The organism is Enterobacter sp. E12 (assembly GCF_014596715.2).
Classification (GTDB): Bacteria; Pseudomonadota; Gammaproteobacteria; order Enterobacterales; family Enterobacteriaceae; genus Enterobacter; species Enterobacter bugandensis.
In genome coordinates, this window is the sequence record NZ_CP115601.1 from 267938 (window position 1) to 284200 (window position 16263).

General features: G+C 57.2%; 15 protein-coding genes. 10 read left to right on the top strand and 5 right to left on the bottom strand.

Annotated elements, in window-relative coordinates; genetic code table 11:
* Nucleotides 1-44: 44 nt before the first annotated feature.
* Nucleotides 45-455, top strand: coding sequence for a phosphate-starvation-inducible protein PsiE (psiE, locus tag IB212_RS01290; protein WP_000202963.1), 411 nt, complete (start codon nucleotides 45-47; stop codon nucleotides 453-455).
* Nucleotides 456-551: 96 nt separating this feature from the next.
* Here the strand turns inward: psiE and malG are convergent, their stop codons facing one another.
* The 3 genes from malG to malE all read right to left on the bottom strand — a co-directional run bounded on the left by malG (nucleotide 552) and on the right by malE (nucleotide 4312).
* Entirely contained in the window at nucleotides 552-1442 is an 891-nt protein-coding gene (gene malG, locus IB212_RS01295; RefSeq protein WP_041911571.1) for a maltose ABC transporter permease MalG, read from the bottom strand.
* Nucleotides 1443-1456: 14 nt separating this feature from the next.
* Complete coding sequence (gene malF, locus IB212_RS01300; protein WP_041911570.1) at nucleotides 1457-3001, bottom strand: maltose ABC transporter permease MalF; 1545 nt, start codon at nucleotides 2999-3001, stop codon at nucleotides 1457-1459.
* A 120-nt stretch (nucleotides 3002-3121) separates the two neighbouring features.
* Nucleotides 3122-4312, bottom strand: a complete 1191-nt coding sequence (gene malE, locus IB212_RS01305; protein ID WP_041911569.1) for a maltose/maltodextrin ABC transporter substrate-binding protein MalE — start codon at nucleotides 4310-4312, stop codon at nucleotides 3122-3124.
* A gap of 370 nt (nucleotides 4313-4682) precedes the next feature.
* Here malE and malK point away from each other — a divergent pair, with 370 nt between their 5' ends.
* The 8 genes from malK to IB212_RS01345 all read left to right on the top strand — a co-directional run bounded on the left by malK (nucleotide 4683) and on the right by IB212_RS01345 (nucleotide 12796).
* Complete coding sequence (malK, locus tag IB212_RS01310; protein ID WP_041911568.1) at nucleotides 4683-5792, top strand: maltose/maltodextrin ABC transporter ATP-binding protein MalK; 1110 nt, start codon at nucleotides 4683-4685, stop codon at nucleotides 5790-5792.
* 71 nt (nucleotides 5793-5863) lie between these two features.
* The gene (locus IB212_RS01315) at nucleotides 5864-7174 is read left to right on the top strand and encodes a maltoporin (RefSeq protein WP_041911567.1); all 1311 of its coding nucleotides are present in this window, start codon (nucleotides 5864-5866) and stop codon (nucleotides 7172-7174) included.
* A 114-nt stretch (nucleotides 7175-7288) separates the two neighbouring features.
* Nucleotides 7289-8245, top strand: a complete 957-nt coding sequence (gene malM, locus IB212_RS01320; RefSeq protein ID WP_041911566.1) for a maltose operon protein MalM — start codon at nucleotides 7289-7291, stop codon at nucleotides 8243-8245.
* 180 nt (nucleotides 8246-8425) lie between these two features.
* Complete coding sequence (gene ubiC / locus IB212_RS01325; RefSeq protein WP_041911565.1) at nucleotides 8426-8923, top strand: chorismate lyase; 498 nt, start codon at nucleotides 8426-8428, stop codon at nucleotides 8921-8923.
* A 12-nt stretch (nucleotides 8924-8935) separates the two neighbouring features.
* Nucleotides 8936-9805, top strand: a complete 870-nt coding sequence (gene ubiA / locus IB212_RS01330; protein WP_028015133.1) for a 4-hydroxybenzoate octaprenyltransferase — start codon at nucleotides 8936-8938, stop codon at nucleotides 9803-9805.
* Nucleotides 9806-10005: 200 nt separating this feature from the next.
* The gene (locus tag IB212_RS01335) at nucleotides 10006-10977 is read left to right on the top strand and encodes a TRAP transporter substrate-binding protein (protein WP_041911564.1); all 972 of its coding nucleotides are present in this window, start codon (nucleotides 10006-10008) and stop codon (nucleotides 10975-10977) included.
* Between the two features lie 12 nt (nucleotides 10978-10989).
* Complete coding sequence (locus IB212_RS01340) at nucleotides 10990-11499, top strand: TRAP transporter small permease (protein WP_041911563.1); 510 nt, start codon at nucleotides 10990-10992, stop codon at nucleotides 11497-11499.
* Between the two features lie 10 nt (nucleotides 11500-11509).
* Nucleotides 11510-12796, top strand: coding sequence for a TRAP transporter large permease (locus IB212_RS01345; protein WP_041911562.1), 1287 nt, complete (start codon nucleotides 11510-11512; stop codon nucleotides 12794-12796).
* 93 nt (nucleotides 12797-12889) lie between these two features.
* Here IB212_RS01345 and zntA read toward each other — a convergent pair whose 3' ends face one another.
* A complete protein-coding gene (gene zntA / locus IB212_RS01350; protein ID WP_041911561.1) occupies nucleotides 12890-15061 on the bottom strand; it encodes a Zn(II)/Cd(II)/Pb(II) translocating P-type ATPase ZntA in 2172 nt (723 codons plus the stop codon).
* Between the two features lie 76 nt (nucleotides 15062-15137).
* Nucleotides 15138-15764, bottom strand: coding sequence for a lysoplasmalogenase (locus tag IB212_RS01355; protein ID WP_028015138.1), 627 nt, complete (start codon nucleotides 15762-15764; stop codon nucleotides 15138-15140).
* Nucleotides 15765-15893: 129 nt separating this feature from the next.
* Here IB212_RS01355 and IB212_RS01360 point away from each other — a divergent pair, with 129 nt between their 5' ends.
* Nucleotides 15894-16250: a DUF2500 domain-containing protein gene (locus IB212_RS01360; RefSeq protein ID WP_028015139.1), complete on the top strand. Its 357-nt coding sequence runs from the start codon at nucleotides 15894-15896 to the stop codon at nucleotides 16248-16250.
* Nucleotides 16251-16263 lie beyond the last annotated feature (13 nt).

Sequence of the window (16263 nt, forward strand, 5' to 3'; positions counted from 1 at the left end):
TTTTGCGTTATACAGGAACCTCGCCCTGGAGAATGAGGTGCTGTATGACATCCCTGACTCGCCCGCGCGTTGAGTTCATCTCAACGATACTCCAGACCGTGCTGAACCTCGGTCTGCTAAGCCTTGGCCTGATCCTGGTCGTCTTTCTCGGCAAAGAGACGGTGCATCTGGCGGATGTGCTGTTCGCCCCTGAGCAAACCAGCAAATATGCGCTGGTGGAAGGCCTGGTGGTCTACTTTCTCTACTTTGAATTTATCGCCCTGATTGTGAAGTACTTCCAGTCCGGCTTTCACTTCCCGCTACGCTATTTTGTTTACATTGGCATCACCGCCATTGTGCGGCTGATCATCGTCGATCATAAATCCCCGCTCGACGTGCTGATCTACTCGGCGGCGATCCTGCTGCTGGTGATCACCCTCTGGCTGTGTAACTCGAAGCGGCTGAAACGGGAATAAAAAAATGGCGGCCCGGAGGCCGCCTAACAACAGTCACAAGTTGGGTCAATACAATACGTCTAAAGTTGAGGGTTGCAGTGGCATAACAAATGAAACTTAACCTTTCACGCCGCCCGCCGTCAGGCCATTCACCAGCCAGCGCTGGGCCAGCAGGAACACCACGGTAATCGGGATGGCAGACAGTACGGCCGCCGCGGCAAAGTCGCCCCACAGGTAGTTTTGCGGGTTGAGGTATTGCTGCATACCTACGGCCAGGGTGTAGCTGTTCACATCGCGCAGTAACAGTGAGGCGACCGGTACTTCGGTGATCGCCGCGATAAACGACAGAATAAAGACCACCGCCAGAATCGGCACGGACAGCGGCAGCAGCACCAGACGGAACGCCTGCCACGGGGTAGCACCATCCAGCGACGCCGCCTCTTCCAGCGAGCCGTCGATGGTTTCGAAATAGCCTTTAATGGTCCACACATGCAGGGCAATACCGCCAAGATAGGCGAAGATCACCCCGCCGTGGGTATTCAGGCCGATAAACGGCACGTACTGGCCCAGACGGTCAAACAGGGCGTACAGCGCCACCAGCGACAGCACCGCCGGGAACATCTGGAAAATCAGCATGCCTTTCAGCATCGTTGCTTTGCCCGGGAAACGCATGCGGGCGAAGGCATAAGCACAGGTGGTGGAGAGCGTCACGATGCCGATCGCGGTGATGGTTGCTACCTTCACCGAGTTCCACAGCCACAGCAGCACCGGGAACGGCGGCGGGGTGACGCGTCCATCGGCGTGCTCCACGCTGAAGCCCAGCGCGAGCTTCCAGTGCTCCCAGGAGATTTCATCCGGGATCAGGCTCCCGGTCGCAAAGTTACCCGAGCGCAGGGAGATGGCGATAACCATCAGCAGCGGGAACATGATGGCCGCGATGAAAATCAGCAGGCCTAAGTGCGTCGCGAGGAGGCGCAGCTTCTGAGATTTGGGTTGTACCATTGCCATGTTCAGTGCCCTCCTTAGTCAAATTTCATACGTGTGGCTTTCAGGTTCACAATCGCCAGTGCGCCAACCAGCAGGAAGATCAGGGTGGCAATCGCCGCCGCCAGACCAAAGTCCTGGCCGCCGCCGCCTTCAAAGGCGATACGGTAGGTGTAGCTCACGAGCAGGTCGGTATAGCCTGCCGGCGTGGTGGTGCCGAGACGGTCCGGGCCGCCGTTGGTCAACAGCTGAATCAGCACGAAGTTGTTAAAGTTAAAGGCGAAGCTGGCAATCATCAGCGGCGTCAGCGGCTTAATAAGCAGCGGCAGCGTAATTTTAAAGAAGTTCTGGAACGGACCCGCGCCGTCCATCGCCGAGGCTTCATACAGATCGTCCGGAATCGCCTTCAGCAGCCCCATGCACAGGATCATCATGTACGGATAGCCCAGCCAGGTGTTGACGATGATAATCATCGAGCGGGCGGTGGTCGGGTCGCTGAACCATGCCGGTTTGATACCGAACAGCGCGCTCAGCATCATGTTGATTTCACCGAAGCTCTGGTTAAACAGCCCTTTGAAAATCAGAATCGAGATAAACGACGGTACGGCGTAAGGCAGAATCAGCAGCACGCGGTAAATCGCTTTGCCTTTCAGGGACTCCCACTGCACGAGGCAGGCCAGTACCATGCCTACGGCAACGGTCAGGATCACCGTCAGCACCGAGAAGACCACCGTCCAGACGAAGATGGCGAAGAACGGTTTCTGGATACCTTCGTCGGTAAACACGCGGGTAAAGTTGTCCCAGCCGATGGTGACGGTATAGCCAGGGCTGAGCTTGTCATCACCCCATTTGCCATCGGCATTTACAGACTGATAAAAACCAATGTCGTTATTCGGACGGTACTTCACGCCGCTCTGGTTGTTGGTCAGTGTGCCGTCGTCCGCCAGGGTATATAGCGGCTGCGTGCCGGAGAACTGGCGCAGCGAGCTCATGGACACTTTGCTGTCATCGGGCAGCACGGCGGTGAGCTGGGTCAGCGCCTGGCGATTCTGGGTAATGATACGCAGGTTCGCACGTTCACCCTCCGGCAGGGCCGCGGCCTCTTTTAAGACCAGCTTCTGCTCGCCGCCAAATTTGAACGCGTCGGAAAGATAGTTTTTGCCGCTCTCACCGTCAGTGAGCGCTAACTTCCACTCGTTACCTGCAGGATACAGGCCGAAGTTGAAGGTTTTACCCGCCTGATAAGAGCGATCCAGAAGCACCTGAGTGGCGCGCTCCTGCGCGAGCTGGTTGGTGCTGCTGTAGTTGGTGAACGCAATGGCGATGGTGCAGATCAGCGGGAACAGGACAAACAGCCCCATCCCGGCCACGCCCGGGTAGACATAGCGCCAGGCATAGGCTTTACGGTTGGCGAAAATATACAGGCCAGCAGAGCTTAAGATCAGCGTCATGATGGCGAACAGATATTCCCCTTGTACGTACATTAAAACAACAAGGTAACCCACCAGCAGACACAGCAGACCGATCGCTGACCACTTCAGCGCGTCGCTTTGCCACCAGTGCTTCTTTTTAATGACATCCATGGGGTTCTTCCTCTACAACGGTGGAAACTTTTCGTCAGGTGGCGCTGCGCTTACCTGACCTACGGATCGTGCCGTAGTCGTAGGGCGGGTAAGCGCACGCGCCACCCGCCGTTTTTCTTCTTACTTAGTAATACGACCCTGAGCATCCTTCAGCGCGGCATCGACAGTCTGGCGACCGCTTGCAGCGTTGATGACGGCGGTACGGGTGGCGTACCAGAACGCGGCCATCTGTGGGATGTTCGGCATGATTTCGCCTTTCTGAGCGTTATCCATGGTTGCCGCGATGCGTGGATCTTTTGCCAGCTGATCCTGGAAGGATTTCAGCGCCACGGCGCCCAGCGGTTTGTCCTTGTTCACTTCACCCAGACCCTGATCGGTCAGCAGGTAGTTTTCCAGGAACTCTTTCGCCAGCTCTTTGTTCGGGCTGGCGGCGTTGATGCCCGCGCTCAGCACGCCCACGAACGGTTTAGACGGCTTGCCGTTGAAGGTTGGCAGCAGGGTCACGCCGTAGTTGATTTTGCTCTTGTCGATATTGGCCCAGGCCCACGGACCGTTGATGGTCATCGCGGTTTCGCCTTTGTTGAACGCCGCTTCCGCGATGGAGTAGTCGGTATCCGCGTTCATGTGTTTGTTCTTAATCAGGTCAACCAGGAAGGTCAGGCCTTTTTTCGCGCCCGCGTTGTCCACGCCCACGTCTTTCACGTCATATTTGCCGTTTTCAAACTTGAACGCGTAGCCGCCGTCGGCAGCAATCAGCGGCCAGGTGAAGTACGGCTCTTGCAGGTTGAACATCAGGGCGGATTTACCTTTCGCCTTCAGCTCTTTATCCAGTTTCGGGATCTCTTCCCAGGTTTTTGGTGGGTTTGGCACCAGGTCTTTGTTGTAAATCAGTGACAGGGCTTCAACCGCGATTGGGTAGGCGATCAGCTTGCCGTTATAGCGAACGGCGTCCCAGGTGAACGGGAACAGTTTGTCCTGGAAAGCTTTGTCTGGCGTGACTTCAGCCAGCAGGCCAGACTGCGCGTAACCGCCGAAACGGTCGTGTGCCCAGAAGATGATGTCAGGGCCGTCGCCGGTTGCTGCAACCTGTGGGAATTTCTCTTCCAGTTTGTCCGGGTGCTCTACGGTGACTTTGATACCGGTGTCTTTCTCGAATTTTTTGCCCACTTCGGCCAGGCCGTTATAGCCCTTGTCGCCGTTAATCCAGATAACCAGCTTGCCTTCTTCAATTTTGGCGAGCGCTGGGGCGGAAACCATCATTGCTGCAAGGGCGGACAATGCGAAAACGCGTGCGCCAGTCTTGATATTCATATCTGCCATCCTTTTTGGTGATGTGCTCGTGGATACATAAGGTGGTTCAACGTGACTCAGTCTCCTTATTTGACATCCTCTTTCCATCCTCCCAACCCCTACGCCCCACCCCCCGTTTGTGTGATCTCCGTTGCATAAATTTAAGTTATGAGTGCTGGCGCACATAAAAACCCACCGAATTTTGCAGGCGGCTTCACGAATTTCGCCTCAGCCCCCCGGCTGCGGTCGCAGAGCCTGTTCTCTCATCCTCCCGCCTCCTCCCCCATAAAAAAGGCGGGGGGTGGAGGATTCACGAAAGTAATGGATACCCCATAGTGAACTTATCTTGAATGTTTCTGTCGGTGACAGGTTGTAACGAAGGGAGAAGGGCATGGCGAGCGTACAGCTGCGTAATGTAACGAAAGCCTGGGGCGACGTAGTGGTGTCGAAAGACATCAATCTGGACATCACTGAAGGCGAGTTTGTGGTGTTTGTCGGCCCATCAGGCTGTGGTAAATCAACTCTGCTGCGTATGATTGCCGGTCTTGAAACTATCACCAGCGGCGACCTGTTGATCGGTGATACCCGAATGAATGACGTCCCGCCAGCCGAACGCGGCGTAGGCATGGTGTTCCAGTCTTATGCGCTTTATCCCCATCTTTCCGTTGCCGAGAACATGTCCTTTGGCCTGAAGCTGGCCGGGGCGAAAAAAGAGGTCATTAACCAGCGCGTCACGCAGGTGGCTGAAGTGTTGCAGCTGGCGCACCTGCTGGAGCGTAAACCGAAAGCGCTTTCCGGCGGTCAGCGTCAGCGTGTGGCGATTGGCCGTACGCTGGTGGCCGAGCCGCGCGTGTTCCTGCTTGATGAACCTCTCTCTAACCTGGATGCCGCCCTGCGCGTCCAGATGCGTATTGAAATCTCCCGTCTGCATAAGCGCCTTGGCCGCACGATGATTTACGTCACCCACGATCAGGTCGAAGCGATGACCCTCGCCGACAAAATCGTGGTGCTGGACGCCGGTCGCGTGGCGCAGGTGGGCAAACCGCTGAAGCTGTATCACTACCCGGCAGACCGCTTTGTTGCGGGCTTCATTGGCTCGCCAAAGATGAACTTCCTGCCCGTCAAAGTGACGGCGACAGCCATTGAACAGGTACAGGTGGAGCTGCCAAACCGCCAGCAGGTCTGGCTGCCGGTCGACAGCGCCAACGTACAGGTTGGGGCAAATATGTCCCTCGGTATCCGTCCTGAGCATCTACTGCCAAGCCACATTGCGGATGTGACGCTGGAAGGTGAAGTTCAGGTCGTCGAACAGCTTGGTCACGAAACACAGATTCATATCCAGATCCCCGCCATCCGTCAGAACCTGGTCTACCGCCAGAATGACGTGGTGTTGGTAGAAGAGGGTGCCACATTCGCTATCGGCTTGCCGCCAGAGCGTTGCCATCTGTTCCGTGAGGATGGCACCGCATGTCGTCGGCTGCACAAAGAGCCAGGCGTTTAAGCAATCCCAAAAGAAGACACGAAACCGACAGGTGAAGTGTTCAAAGAAAAGCAATGATCTCAGGAGATAGAATGATGATTACTCTGCGCAAACAAGTCCCTCTGGCAATCGCCGTTGCGGCAGGCATCCTGTCTGCCCAGGCAGGCGCCGTGGACTTTAAAGGTTATGCTCGTTCCGGCATTGGCTGGACCGGGAGTGGCGGTGAACAACAATGTTTCCAGGCAACAGGTGCACAAAGTAAATACCGTCTCGGTAACGAATGTGAAACCTATGCCGAGCTGAAACTTGGCCAGGAAGTGTGGAAAGAAGGCGATAAGAGCTTCTATTTCGACACTAACGTAGCGTATTCCGTTTCTCAGCAGAACGACTGGGAATCCACCAGCCCGGCCTTCCGTGAAGCTAACGTGCAGGGTAAAAACCTGATTGAATGGCTGCCAGGCTCCACCATCTGGGCCGGTAAGCGCTTCTATCAACGTCATGACGTCCACATGATCGACTTCTACTACTGGGATATCTCTGGTCCTGGTGCGGGTATCGAAAACATCGATCTGGGCTTCGGCAAACTGTCTCTGGCTGCAACCCGTTCTTCTGAATCCGGCGGTTCTGCAACCTTCGCCGATCGTGATGCGAACGGCGACCGTATTTACGACAACGTCGTGCCAAACGATGTCTTCGATGTCCGTTTAGCGGGTCTGGAAACCAACCCAGGCGGTACGCTGGAGCTGGGTGTTGATTACGGTCACACCAACATTCCTGATGACTACTACCTGCAGCCTGGCGCCTCTAAAGATGGCTGGCTGTTCACTGCTGAACATACCCAGAGCATGTTGAAAGGCTTCAACAAGTTTGTACTGCAGTACGGTACGGACTCCATGACCTCTAACGGCAAAGGTATTCCGCAGGGCGGTAGCATTGATAACGACGGTTCTATGTGGCGCGTGCTGGACCACGGTGCAATCACCCTGGCAGACCGTTGGGACCTGATGTATGTCGGTATGTACCAGAACATCGATCGTGACAACAACAACGGTACCGAGTGGTGGACCGTGGGCGTTCGTCCAATGTTCAAATGGACGCCGATCATGAGTACCTTACTGGAAGTCGGCTACGACAACGTCAAATCTCAGAAAACTGACGAGAAAAACAGCCAATACAAAATCACCCTGGCGCAACAGTGGCAGGCTGGCGACAGCATCTGGTCTCGTCCGGCTATCCGTGTCTTCGCAACCTACGCGAAGTGGGATGAAAAATGGGGCTACGCAAATAACGGCGACACTGGCTACACCTCTGGCGTGGCTTACAGTGACACCTCTGCGAAGACCTTCAGCCGCGGCGACAACGATGAGTGGACCTTCGGTGCCCAGATGGAAATCTGGTGGTAATTCGCAAGACCTGACGTAATGACCTAAAAAGAGGGGCGCAAGCCCCTCTCTCCTTAGGGTGCTGCGCGCTATTGCCTGGCCACCGCAGTGCTCACGCTATCAGAGGTAATAACAATGAAAATGAAGAAAAGTCTCGTCGCGCTGTGCCTCTCTGCGGGGCTGCTGGCCTGTGCTCCGGCCGTCACCTTTGCAGACGTCAATTTCGTTCCGCAAAATACCAGTGCTGCGCCAGCGATTCCGGCGGCGGCACTCCAGCAACTGGTGTGGACGCCAGTTGATCAATCAAAAGTACAAACCACTCAGCTTTCTGCCGGTGGTCAATCCCTGAACGTGCCTGGTATCAGCGGTCCGGTTGCGGCTTTTAGCGTGCCCGCCAATATTGGCGAACTGACCCTGACGCTGACCAGCGAAGTGAACAAGCAAACCAGCGTATTCGCGCCTAACGTGCTGATCCTCGATCAAAACATGACGCCATCAGCCTACTTCCCGAGCGACTATTTTAGCTATCAGGAACCGGGTGTAATGAGCGCTGACCGACTGGAAGGCGTGATGCGCCTGACGCCAGCGCTGGGACAGCAGAAGATTTACGTCCTGGTATTCACGACAGAAAAAGATTTGCAGCAGACAACCAAGCTGGTTGACCCGGCGAAAGCCTACGCAAAAGGTACCGGCAACTCTGTTCCTGATATCCCTGATCCGCTTGCCCGTCATACCACGGATGGCCTGGTCAAACTGAAAGTCTCTACCAACAGTGCTTCAAGCGTACTCGTCGGCCCTCTGTTCGGCTCATCCGGCCCGGGACCTGTGACGGTAGGAAACACCGCAGCACCAGTCTATGCCGCACCTGCTGCTGCCACGGCAGCCGCACCGGTCGCCGCAGCAGCGCCAGCCCCGGCGAAGAAAGCCGAGCCCGTACTGAACGACACCGAAGAGTACTTCAACAACGCCATTAAGCAGGCGGTGAAGCGCGGCGATGTCGATAAAGCGCTGAAACTGCTTGATGAAGCCGAACGTTTAGGTTCAACCACTGCCCGTTCCACCTTTATCAGCAGTGTAAAAGGCAAGGGGTAACTGTTCCCCACAGTGCTGATTTGTTAGTAGTTTAGTGCGCCTGAGTGGGCGCACTTTTTTTCGTATTCGCCAGGCTGTTGCGCCCATGTTGCGATAGTGATCGTTAAATAACGTTTGGCCCCCCCTCATTGCCCGTTTCTGCGATACAATGCCATTACGTTATGTATCGGAGAGTCTGGCATGTCACACCCCGCGCTAACGCAACTGCGTGCGCTGCGCTATTTCGACCAAATACCTGCGCTTGATCCGCAGCAGCTGGACTGGTTGCTGCTGGAAGATTCCATGACAAAACGTTTTGAGCAACAGGGTAAAACGGTCACGGTAACCCTGATACTGGAAGGGTTTGTCTCCGGCGATGAGATCGCCAGCGAGCTGCCGCTGTTGCCGCAAGAGGAACGCTACTGGCTGCGTGAAATTTTACTCTGTGCCGATGGCGAACCCTGGCTTGCCGGGCGGACGGTGGTGCCCGAATCTACCCTATCCGGGCCTGAGCTGGCGCTGCAGCGGCTGGGGAAAACGCCGCTGGGACGTTATCTTTTCACCTCATCTGAGCTGACCAGGGATTTCATTGAAATTGGGCGTGATGCCGAACTGTGGGGGCGCCGTTCCCGCCTTCGCCTGAGCGGTAAGCCGTTAATCCTGACGGAGCTATTTTTACCGGCATCACCGTTGTACTAAGAGGAAGAAAAAATGGAGTGGACCCTGACGCAGAATAAGCTGTTGGCGTATCACCGCTTAATGCGTACCGATAAACCCATTGGCGCGTTGCTGCTGCTGTGGCCGACCTTATGGGCGCTGTGGGTGGCCACGCCGGGCATGCCGCCACTGTGGATCCTGGGCGTATTCGTTGCCGGCGTCTGGCTGATGCGCGCGGCGGGCTGCGTGGTGAATGACTATGCCGATCGTAAATTTGACGGCCACGTAAAGCGCACAGCCAACCGCCCGCTACCCAGCGGCCAGGTGACCGGGAAAGAAGCCCGCGTACTGTTCATCGTTCTGGTGCTGCTCTCTTTCCTGCTGGTATTAACCCTGAACACCATGACGATTCTGCTGTCCGTCGCGGCGCTCGCACTGGCCTGGGTTTATCCCTTTATGAAGCGCTACACCCATCTGCCTCAGGTGGTGCTGGGGGCGGCGTTTGGCTGGTCGATTCCGATGGCGTTTGCGGCAGTTAGTGAGTCCTTACCGCTTAGCTGCTGGCTGATGTTCCTGGCGAACATCCTCTGGGCCGTAGCGTATGACACGCAATATGCGATGGTTGACCGCGACGATGACCTGAAAATTGGCATTAAATCCACCGCCATTCTCTTTGGACGCCAGGACAAACTTATCATTGGCATTCTGCAGGTTGCGGTACTGGCGCTGATGGTCGCGATTGCGCGCCTGAACGGACTGAACTGGGAATTTTACTGGTCGATACTGGTAGCAGGGCTGCTGTTTGCCTACCAGCAGAAGCTGATTGCAAAACGCGAACGTGAAGCCTGCTTTAAAGCGTTTATGAACAATAACTATGTCGGTCTGGTGCTGTTTTTAGGCCTGGTCATGAGCTATTTTTCCTGATTGACGCGCGGTCATGCCCCGCCGGGTATGGCCGCATCGTTACCCGGCATTACCGCCCTCACAAATTTAAACCATCGTTTCATAAATTCGCGCTTTTGTGAGGCGCTTCACCTACGCTTCTCCCGGGCTAGTCTATTTTCTAAGCGTAAAAAAATAAAACACTGTTTTAACGCTGACATCGCTACCCTGGAGCTGACTCAATGAAAACGACCCTCAAGCCGTTACTGGCTGCGCTGTGCCTGTCTGCTTTTGCCTGCACCGTTTCTGCCCAAACCATCAAAGCCGCCGATGTGCATCCTGAAGGCTACCCGAACGTGGTCGCGGTTCAGCACATGGGTGAAAAACTCAAACAACAAACCGACGGCAAGCTGGAGATTAAGGTCTTCCCCGGCGGCGTGCTGGGGGATGAAAAGCAGATGATTGAGCAGGCGCAGATGGGGGCGATTGACATGATCCGCGTCTCCATGGCGCCGGTTGCCGCCATCCTGCCGGATATCGAAGTCTTCACCCTGCCGTACGTTTTCCGCGATGAGGATCATATGCATAAAGTGATCGACGGGGATATCGGCAAGCAGATCGGCGACAAGCTGACCGCGAACCCGAAATCCCGCCTGGTGTTCCTCGGCTGGATGGATTCCGGCACCCGCAACCTGATCACCAAAGAGCCGATCGTCAAACCTGAAGATCTGAAAGGGAAGAAAATCCGCGTGCAGGGCAGCCCGGTGGCACTCGCCACGCTGAAGGACATGGGGGCGAACTCGGTGGCGATGGGCGTAAGCGAGGTATACAGCGGCATGCAGACCGGCGTGATCGACGGCGCGGAGAATAACCCGCCCACCTTTATCGCCCACAACTACATGCCGGTTGCTAAAAACTACACCCTCAGCGGCCACTTTATCACCCCGGAAATGCTGCTCTATTCAAAAGTGAAATGGGACAAGCTGAGCGCTGATGAACAGCAAAAAATCCTGACCCTGGCCCGTGAAGCGCAGTTCGAACAGCGCAAGCTGTGGAATGCGTATAACGACCAGGCGCTGGCGAAAATGAAGGCGGGCGGCGTGCAGTTCCACGATATCGATAAGACGGTATTCATCAAGGCCACAGAGCCGGTGCGCGCCCAGTATGGCGACAAGCATCAGGATCTGATGAAAGCCATCGCTGACGTCCAGTAATACGGAGCACGTATGTCCGAACTCTACCTGAAGTGGATGGACCGTCTGTACCTGCTCGCCATGGCGGTGGCGGGTGTCTCGCTGCTGGTGATGACGATTGTCATCCCCATCGGCATCTTTTCACGCTACGTGCTCAACCGCGGCGAATCCTGGCCGGAGCCCGTCGCCATTATCTGCATGGTGACGTTCACCTTCATCGGCGCGGCGGTGAGCTACCGCGCCGGATCGCATATTGCGGTCAATATGCTCACCGACCGTCTGCCCGCGTCGCTGCAAAAGCTGTGTGCACGTGTGGTTGATCTGCTGATGCTGCTGATTTCCGGTCTGATGTTCTGGTACAGCTACTGGCTGTGCGTCGAGCTGTGGGAGCAGCCGGTGGCGGAGTTCCCGATCCTGACTTCCGGCGAAAGCTACCTGCCGCTGCCGATCGGGTCGGCGATTTTGATTCTGTTCGTGCTTGAACGCCTGCTGTTTGGCGCGCAGGAAAACCGTCCGGTCGTGCTGATCGGCAATCACAGTTAAGGGGTGAACAATGGATGCTTTTGTTTTGTTATTCACCCTCGCCATTTTGCTGGCGCTGGGGATGCCGGTGGCCTTCGCCGTGGGGCTGAGCGCCGTGGCAGGTGCGCTGTGGATTGATTTACCGCTGGAGGCGCTGATGATCCAGATCACCAGTGGGGTGAACAAATTTACCCTGCTGGCGATCCCGTTCTTCATCCTTGCCGGAGCGATTATGGCGGAAGGGGGCATTGCCCGACGGCTGGTTAACTTCGCCTATGTGTTTGTCGGCTTTATCCGCGGCGGGCTGTCGCTGGTGAACATCGTCGCCTCGACGTTCTTCGGCGCGATTTCTGGCTCGTCGGTGGCGGATACAGCGTCCATCGGCAGCGTGATGATCCCGGAGATGGAGAAGAAGGGCTACCCGCGCGAATACGCGGCGGCGGTCACGGCGAGCGGGTCGGTGCAGGCGATTCTGATCCCGCCCAGCCACAACTCGGTGATTTATTCCCTGGCGGCGGGGGGAACGGTCTCCATCGCCACGCTGTTTATCGCGGGCGTATTGCCGGGCCTGCTGCTGGGCGCGAGCCTGATGGTGCTCTGCCTGTGCTTCGCCCGCAAACGCGGCTACCCGAAGGGGGATAAAATCCCGTTCAGACAGGCGCTGAAAATCATGCTCGATGCCCTGTGGGGGCTGATGACGGTGGTGATTATCCTCGGCGGGATCTTGTCCGGGATTTTTACCGCCACTGAATCTGCCGCCGTGGCCTGCCTGTGGGCGTTTTTCGTCACCATGTTTATCTACCGCGACTACAAATGGAGCGAACTGCCGAAGCTGATGTGCCGCACGGTGAAAACCGTCACCATCGTGATGATTTTAATCGGCTTTGCCGCGGCGTTTGGCGCGGTGATGACTTACATGCAGCTGCCGATGCGCATCACCGAGTTCTTCACGTCGCTCTCTGATAATAAGTACGTGATCCTGATGTATCTCAACATCATGCTGCTGCTGATCGGCACGCTGATGGACATGGCGCCGATCATCCTGATCCTGACGCCGGTGCTGCTGCCGGTGACCAACGCGCTGGGGATCGACCCGGTGCACTTCGGGATGATCATGATGGTTAACCTGGGGATCGGGCTGATCACCCCGCCGGTCGGATCGGTGCTGTTTGTGGCGAGCGCGGTGAGTAAGCAGAAGATTGAAACCGTGGTGCGGGCGATGCTGCCATTTTACGGCATCCTGCTGGTAGTGCTGGGAATGGTGACGTATATCCCGGCGATATCATTGTGGCTGCCGAGGATGTTAGGGATGCAGTAACGCCGTTTTTTGCCGGGTGGCGGCTGCGCCTTACCCGGCCTACGGTTCAGAGTTGTTATCGGCCCGGTAAGGCGCAGCCGCTACCGGGCGTTTTTATTTCCGCCGTAATAATCTCAACGCGTTCGCCGTGACCAGCACTGTCGCCCCGGTGTCCGCCAGCACCGCCAGCCACAGTCCGGTCATGCCGAGCAGCGTGGTGACGAGAAATATCCCCTTCAGCCCCAGCGCAATGCCGATGTTCTGGCGAATATTGGCGCGCGTCGCCCGCGCAAGATCTATCATCTGCGCCAGCCCGGTCAGACGGTTATGCGTCAGCGCCGCATCCGCCGTCTCCAGCGCTACGTCGGTGCCGCTGCCCATCGCAATACCAAGGGTGGCGGCCTTCATCGCCGGGGCATCGTTAATTCCGTCACCGACCATCGCCAGCGGCGCGCGCCTGTTCAGTTCGGTTACCGCGCTGACCTTGTCCGCAGGCAGTAATCCGGCCTTAAACGCCAGCCCAAGCTCGCCTGCAATCGCGGCCGCCGCGCGCGGGTTATCGCCGGTGAGGATCACGCCCTGTACGCCCAACTGATGCAGCGCCGCCACGGCGTCTTTGGCGTCATCGCGCAGAGTGTCGCGTAGTGCCAGCATGCCCTTCGACACGCCGTCCTGCATCACGGCAACGACCGTCTGCCCGGCCTGCTCTAACGCCTCAACCTGTGGATGAGAGAACGCGCCCGCCGCAACAATTAGCACTTTTTTGCCGTCGACGACGGCCTCAATCCCTGACCCGACCAGCGCCCGTTGGGCGGTTGCCGAAGGGATAGCCAGCCCGCGTCTCTGCGCTTCACGCACTATCGCCTGCGCCAGTGGGTGAGTGGAGCCCTGCTCAACGGCGGCGGCTATTATCAGCAGTTCGTCTTCACTGATGCCCTGCGGATAGATGCCGGTGACCTGCGGCCTGCCAACCGTCAGCGTGCCGGTTTTATCGAAGGCGATGTGCTGAACCTGGCTCAGCTGTTCCAGCGCCGCGCCGCCCTTAATCAGCGCCCCGCGACGTGCCGCCGCCGCCAGCCCCGAGGTAATCGCCGCGGGCGTAGAGATCACCAGCGCGCACGGGCAGCCGATCAGCAGCAGGGTCAGCCCTTTATAAATCCAGCCCTCCCACGGCGCGCCGAAGAACAGCGGTGGAACGACGGTGACTAGCAGCGCCACCAGCATGATGGCGGGTGTGTAAATCCGGCTGAAGCGGTCAATAAAGCGTTCGACCGGCGCGCGGCGCTCCTCGGCTTCTTCAATCAGCTTCAGGATACGGTCGATGGCGCTGTCGCCCGGCTCGGACAGGACTTTGAGCTGCACCAGGCGGTCGACGCTGGTGGTACCGGCTGGGACTTTTTCTCCTGCCGCACGCTCCACCGGAATGGATTCCCCGGTCAGGGCGCTTTCGTCAAAGCTCGCGGTGGCGGTAACGAGAGCCCCATCGGCAGGCAGACGCCCACCCGCGGCGACTTCAATCACGTCGCCCGGGCGCAGCGTGTTGATGGCGACCGTTTCACGTTTGCCTTCATTAACCCGCGTGGCGGTTTCTGGCTTCAGCGCCATCAGCGCGCTCACCCCTTTGCGCGCCCGGCTCGCTGCCCAGCCTTCAAGGCGTTCGCCGATCAGGAACAGCAGCAGCACCATCGCCGCTTCCGCCGTCGCGCCAATGAACAGCGCGCCAATGGCCGCCACGCTCATCAACGTTTCAATGGCAAACCAGCTGCCGCTTCTCATCAGGCGCAGTGCCTGACGGGCAATCGGGAACAGCCCGACCAGGGTAGTGGCAATAAACGCCAGATTACCGAACGGGTGGTTAACCTGTTCCAGCCCCCAGCTCAGGGCCATCATGATGATGAGGGTAATGAGCGGCAGGTTTTCTTTTAGCGGAGACGTTTTTTCAGCGGAGACTGCTTCGCTGCGCAGAGCGTAGCCCGCCTTGCTGACGGCGGCTTCAACCTGCTTGCTGACGTCTTTTTCGGCGCTGACCAGCAGCTTTTCGGTGGCGAACAGGACCTGAACGTGGTTCACGCCCGGTACCTGCCTCACCGCGTTTTCTACTTTGCGGGCGCAGGCCGCGCAGTCCATACCGTTGACGACCCAGCTGTAGCGGTTGCCGCTTTCAGGAAGCGTTTGGATTGGTGTTTCGCACGTCCCTTCGCAGCAGCAGTCGTCTTTTGCCGGAACCGGGCTGAGCTTAAGTGCCGAGAACTGTGGAACTTTTTTAGGTGTTTCTGGAGTCGACATGGCAGTCTCCGGTAATGATAATTTTCTCATTAACCGCAGCATACACTCTGGAGTCGACTCCAGAGTCAAGCGTTATTTAGATATACAATGAACGCACGATCAGGAAGTGCCCGGCAAAGTAGCAGGCGGACGAAATCGCGTTATCCGCGCGGAAGCGGCGGCGATAGTGGCTGCCCAGCCAGACGATATTGCCGATTAACAGCAGCGCCGCGCCGAAGAACGCGGACATCGCCTGAGATGTCGGACGGAAGAACCACAGTTCACCGGCCAGCCACACCATCACCAGCGTCATGGCGATAAACGTGCATACCGGCAGACGCATCTCTTCCAGACGCGACCAGATCACCGCAATCAGCAGCGCGCCAATCACCAGCAGCACCAGCGGCAGCGGCCAGAAGAAGGAGAGCGTCATCTGGCTGGCAAAGTAGATGGTATACAGCAGATGGGAGAGGAAAAATGCCCCCACGGCATACAGCAGGCGCTGACGCGGCAGCAGGGTTAAGGCATCACCAATCAGGGAGGCACACAGCCCGGCGAGGACCAGATAGCTGATGGCGTTAAACATCGGAGCCTGCCAGGCGAGCAGCAGAAGCAACAGCAGCGTGACGGGTTTAAACAACCAGCGCTGCCAGGCTGGACCGCGATAGGACGCATCGACATAAAGCCATGCGGAAAAACAGACAGCGATAAATGACCAAAGCATATTAACTCCCTGTAACTGTTGAGGCTGAATAATCAGTTTCTGATCCAGTGTAGTGACGCGAGCGGGCGTTTGGCAATGCCGGGGCAGGCGAGGTATCCTGAATTCCGCATAATCTGATGGGATGTTTCAATGAGCAAGATGCCGCTGTTTTTCATTATTGTGGTGGCGATTATCGTCATTGCCGCCTCGTTTCGCTTCGTGCAGCAGCGCCGCGAAAAGGCGGACAACGACGCCGCGCCGCTGATGCAAAAGCGCGTAGTGGTGGCGAACAAACGCGAGAAACCGCTTAACGACCGCCGCTCTCGCCAGCAGCAGGTGACGCCTGCGGGCACCGGCATGCGCTATGAAGCCAGCTTTAAGCCGGAAACCGGCGGTCTGGAGATGACCTTCCGCCTGGAGGCGCAGCAGTACCATCAGCTGACGGTGGGAGAGAAAGGCACGCTGAGCTATAAAGGGTCGCGTTTTGTAGGTTTTAGGGCTGAATAATGCGCGATCGGTC

Excerpts from the sequence above, each read along its gene's own strand:
- psiE (WP_000202963.1), top strand. The coding sequence starts at position 45 with ATGACATCCCTGACTCGCCCGCGCGTTGAGTTCATCTCAACGATACTC.
- malG (WP_041911571.1), bottom strand. The coding sequence starts at position 1,442 with ATGGCAATGGTACAACCCAAATCTCAGAAGCTGCGCCTCCTCGCGACG.
- malF (WP_041911570.1), bottom strand. The coding sequence starts at position 3,001 with ATGGATGTCATTAAAAAGAAGCACTGGTGGCAAAGCGACGCGCTGAAG.
- malE (WP_041911569.1), bottom strand. The coding sequence starts at position 4,312 with ATGAATATCAAGACTGGCGCACGCGTTTTCGCATTGTCCGCCCTTGCA.
- malK (WP_041911568.1), top strand. The coding sequence starts at position 4,683 with ATGGCGAGCGTACAGCTGCGTAATGTAACGAAAGCCTGGGGCGACGTA.
- IB212_RS01315 (WP_041911567.1), top strand. The coding sequence starts at position 5,864 with ATGATGATTACTCTGCGCAAACAAGTCCCTCTGGCAATCGCCGTTGCG.
- malM (WP_041911566.1), top strand. The coding sequence starts at position 7,289 with ATGAAAATGAAGAAAAGTCTCGTCGCGCTGTGCCTCTCTGCGGGGCTG.
- ubiC (WP_041911565.1), top strand. The coding sequence starts at position 8,426 with ATGTCACACCCCGCGCTAACGCAACTGCGTGCGCTGCGCTATTTCGAC.
- ubiA (WP_028015133.1), top strand. The coding sequence starts at position 8,936 with ATGGAGTGGACCCTGACGCAGAATAAGCTGTTGGCGTATCACCGCTTA.
- IB212_RS01335 (WP_041911564.1), top strand. The coding sequence starts at position 10,006 with ATGAAAACGACCCTCAAGCCGTTACTGGCTGCGCTGTGCCTGTCTGCT.
- IB212_RS01340 (WP_041911563.1), top strand. The coding sequence starts at position 10,990 with ATGTCCGAACTCTACCTGAAGTGGATGGACCGTCTGTACCTGCTCGCC.
- IB212_RS01345 (WP_041911562.1), top strand. The coding sequence starts at position 11,510 with ATGGATGCTTTTGTTTTGTTATTCACCCTCGCCATTTTGCTGGCGCTG.
- zntA (WP_041911561.1), bottom strand. The coding sequence starts at position 15,061 with ATGTCGACTCCAGAAACACCTAAAAAAGTTCCACAGTTCTCGGCACTT.
- IB212_RS01355 (WP_028015138.1), bottom strand. The coding sequence starts at position 15,764 with ATGCTTTGGTCATTTATCGCTGTCTGTTTTTCCGCATGGCTTTATGTC.
- IB212_RS01360 (WP_028015139.1), top strand. The coding sequence starts at position 15,894 with ATGAGCAAGATGCCGCTGTTTTTCATTATTGTGGTGGCGATTATCGTC.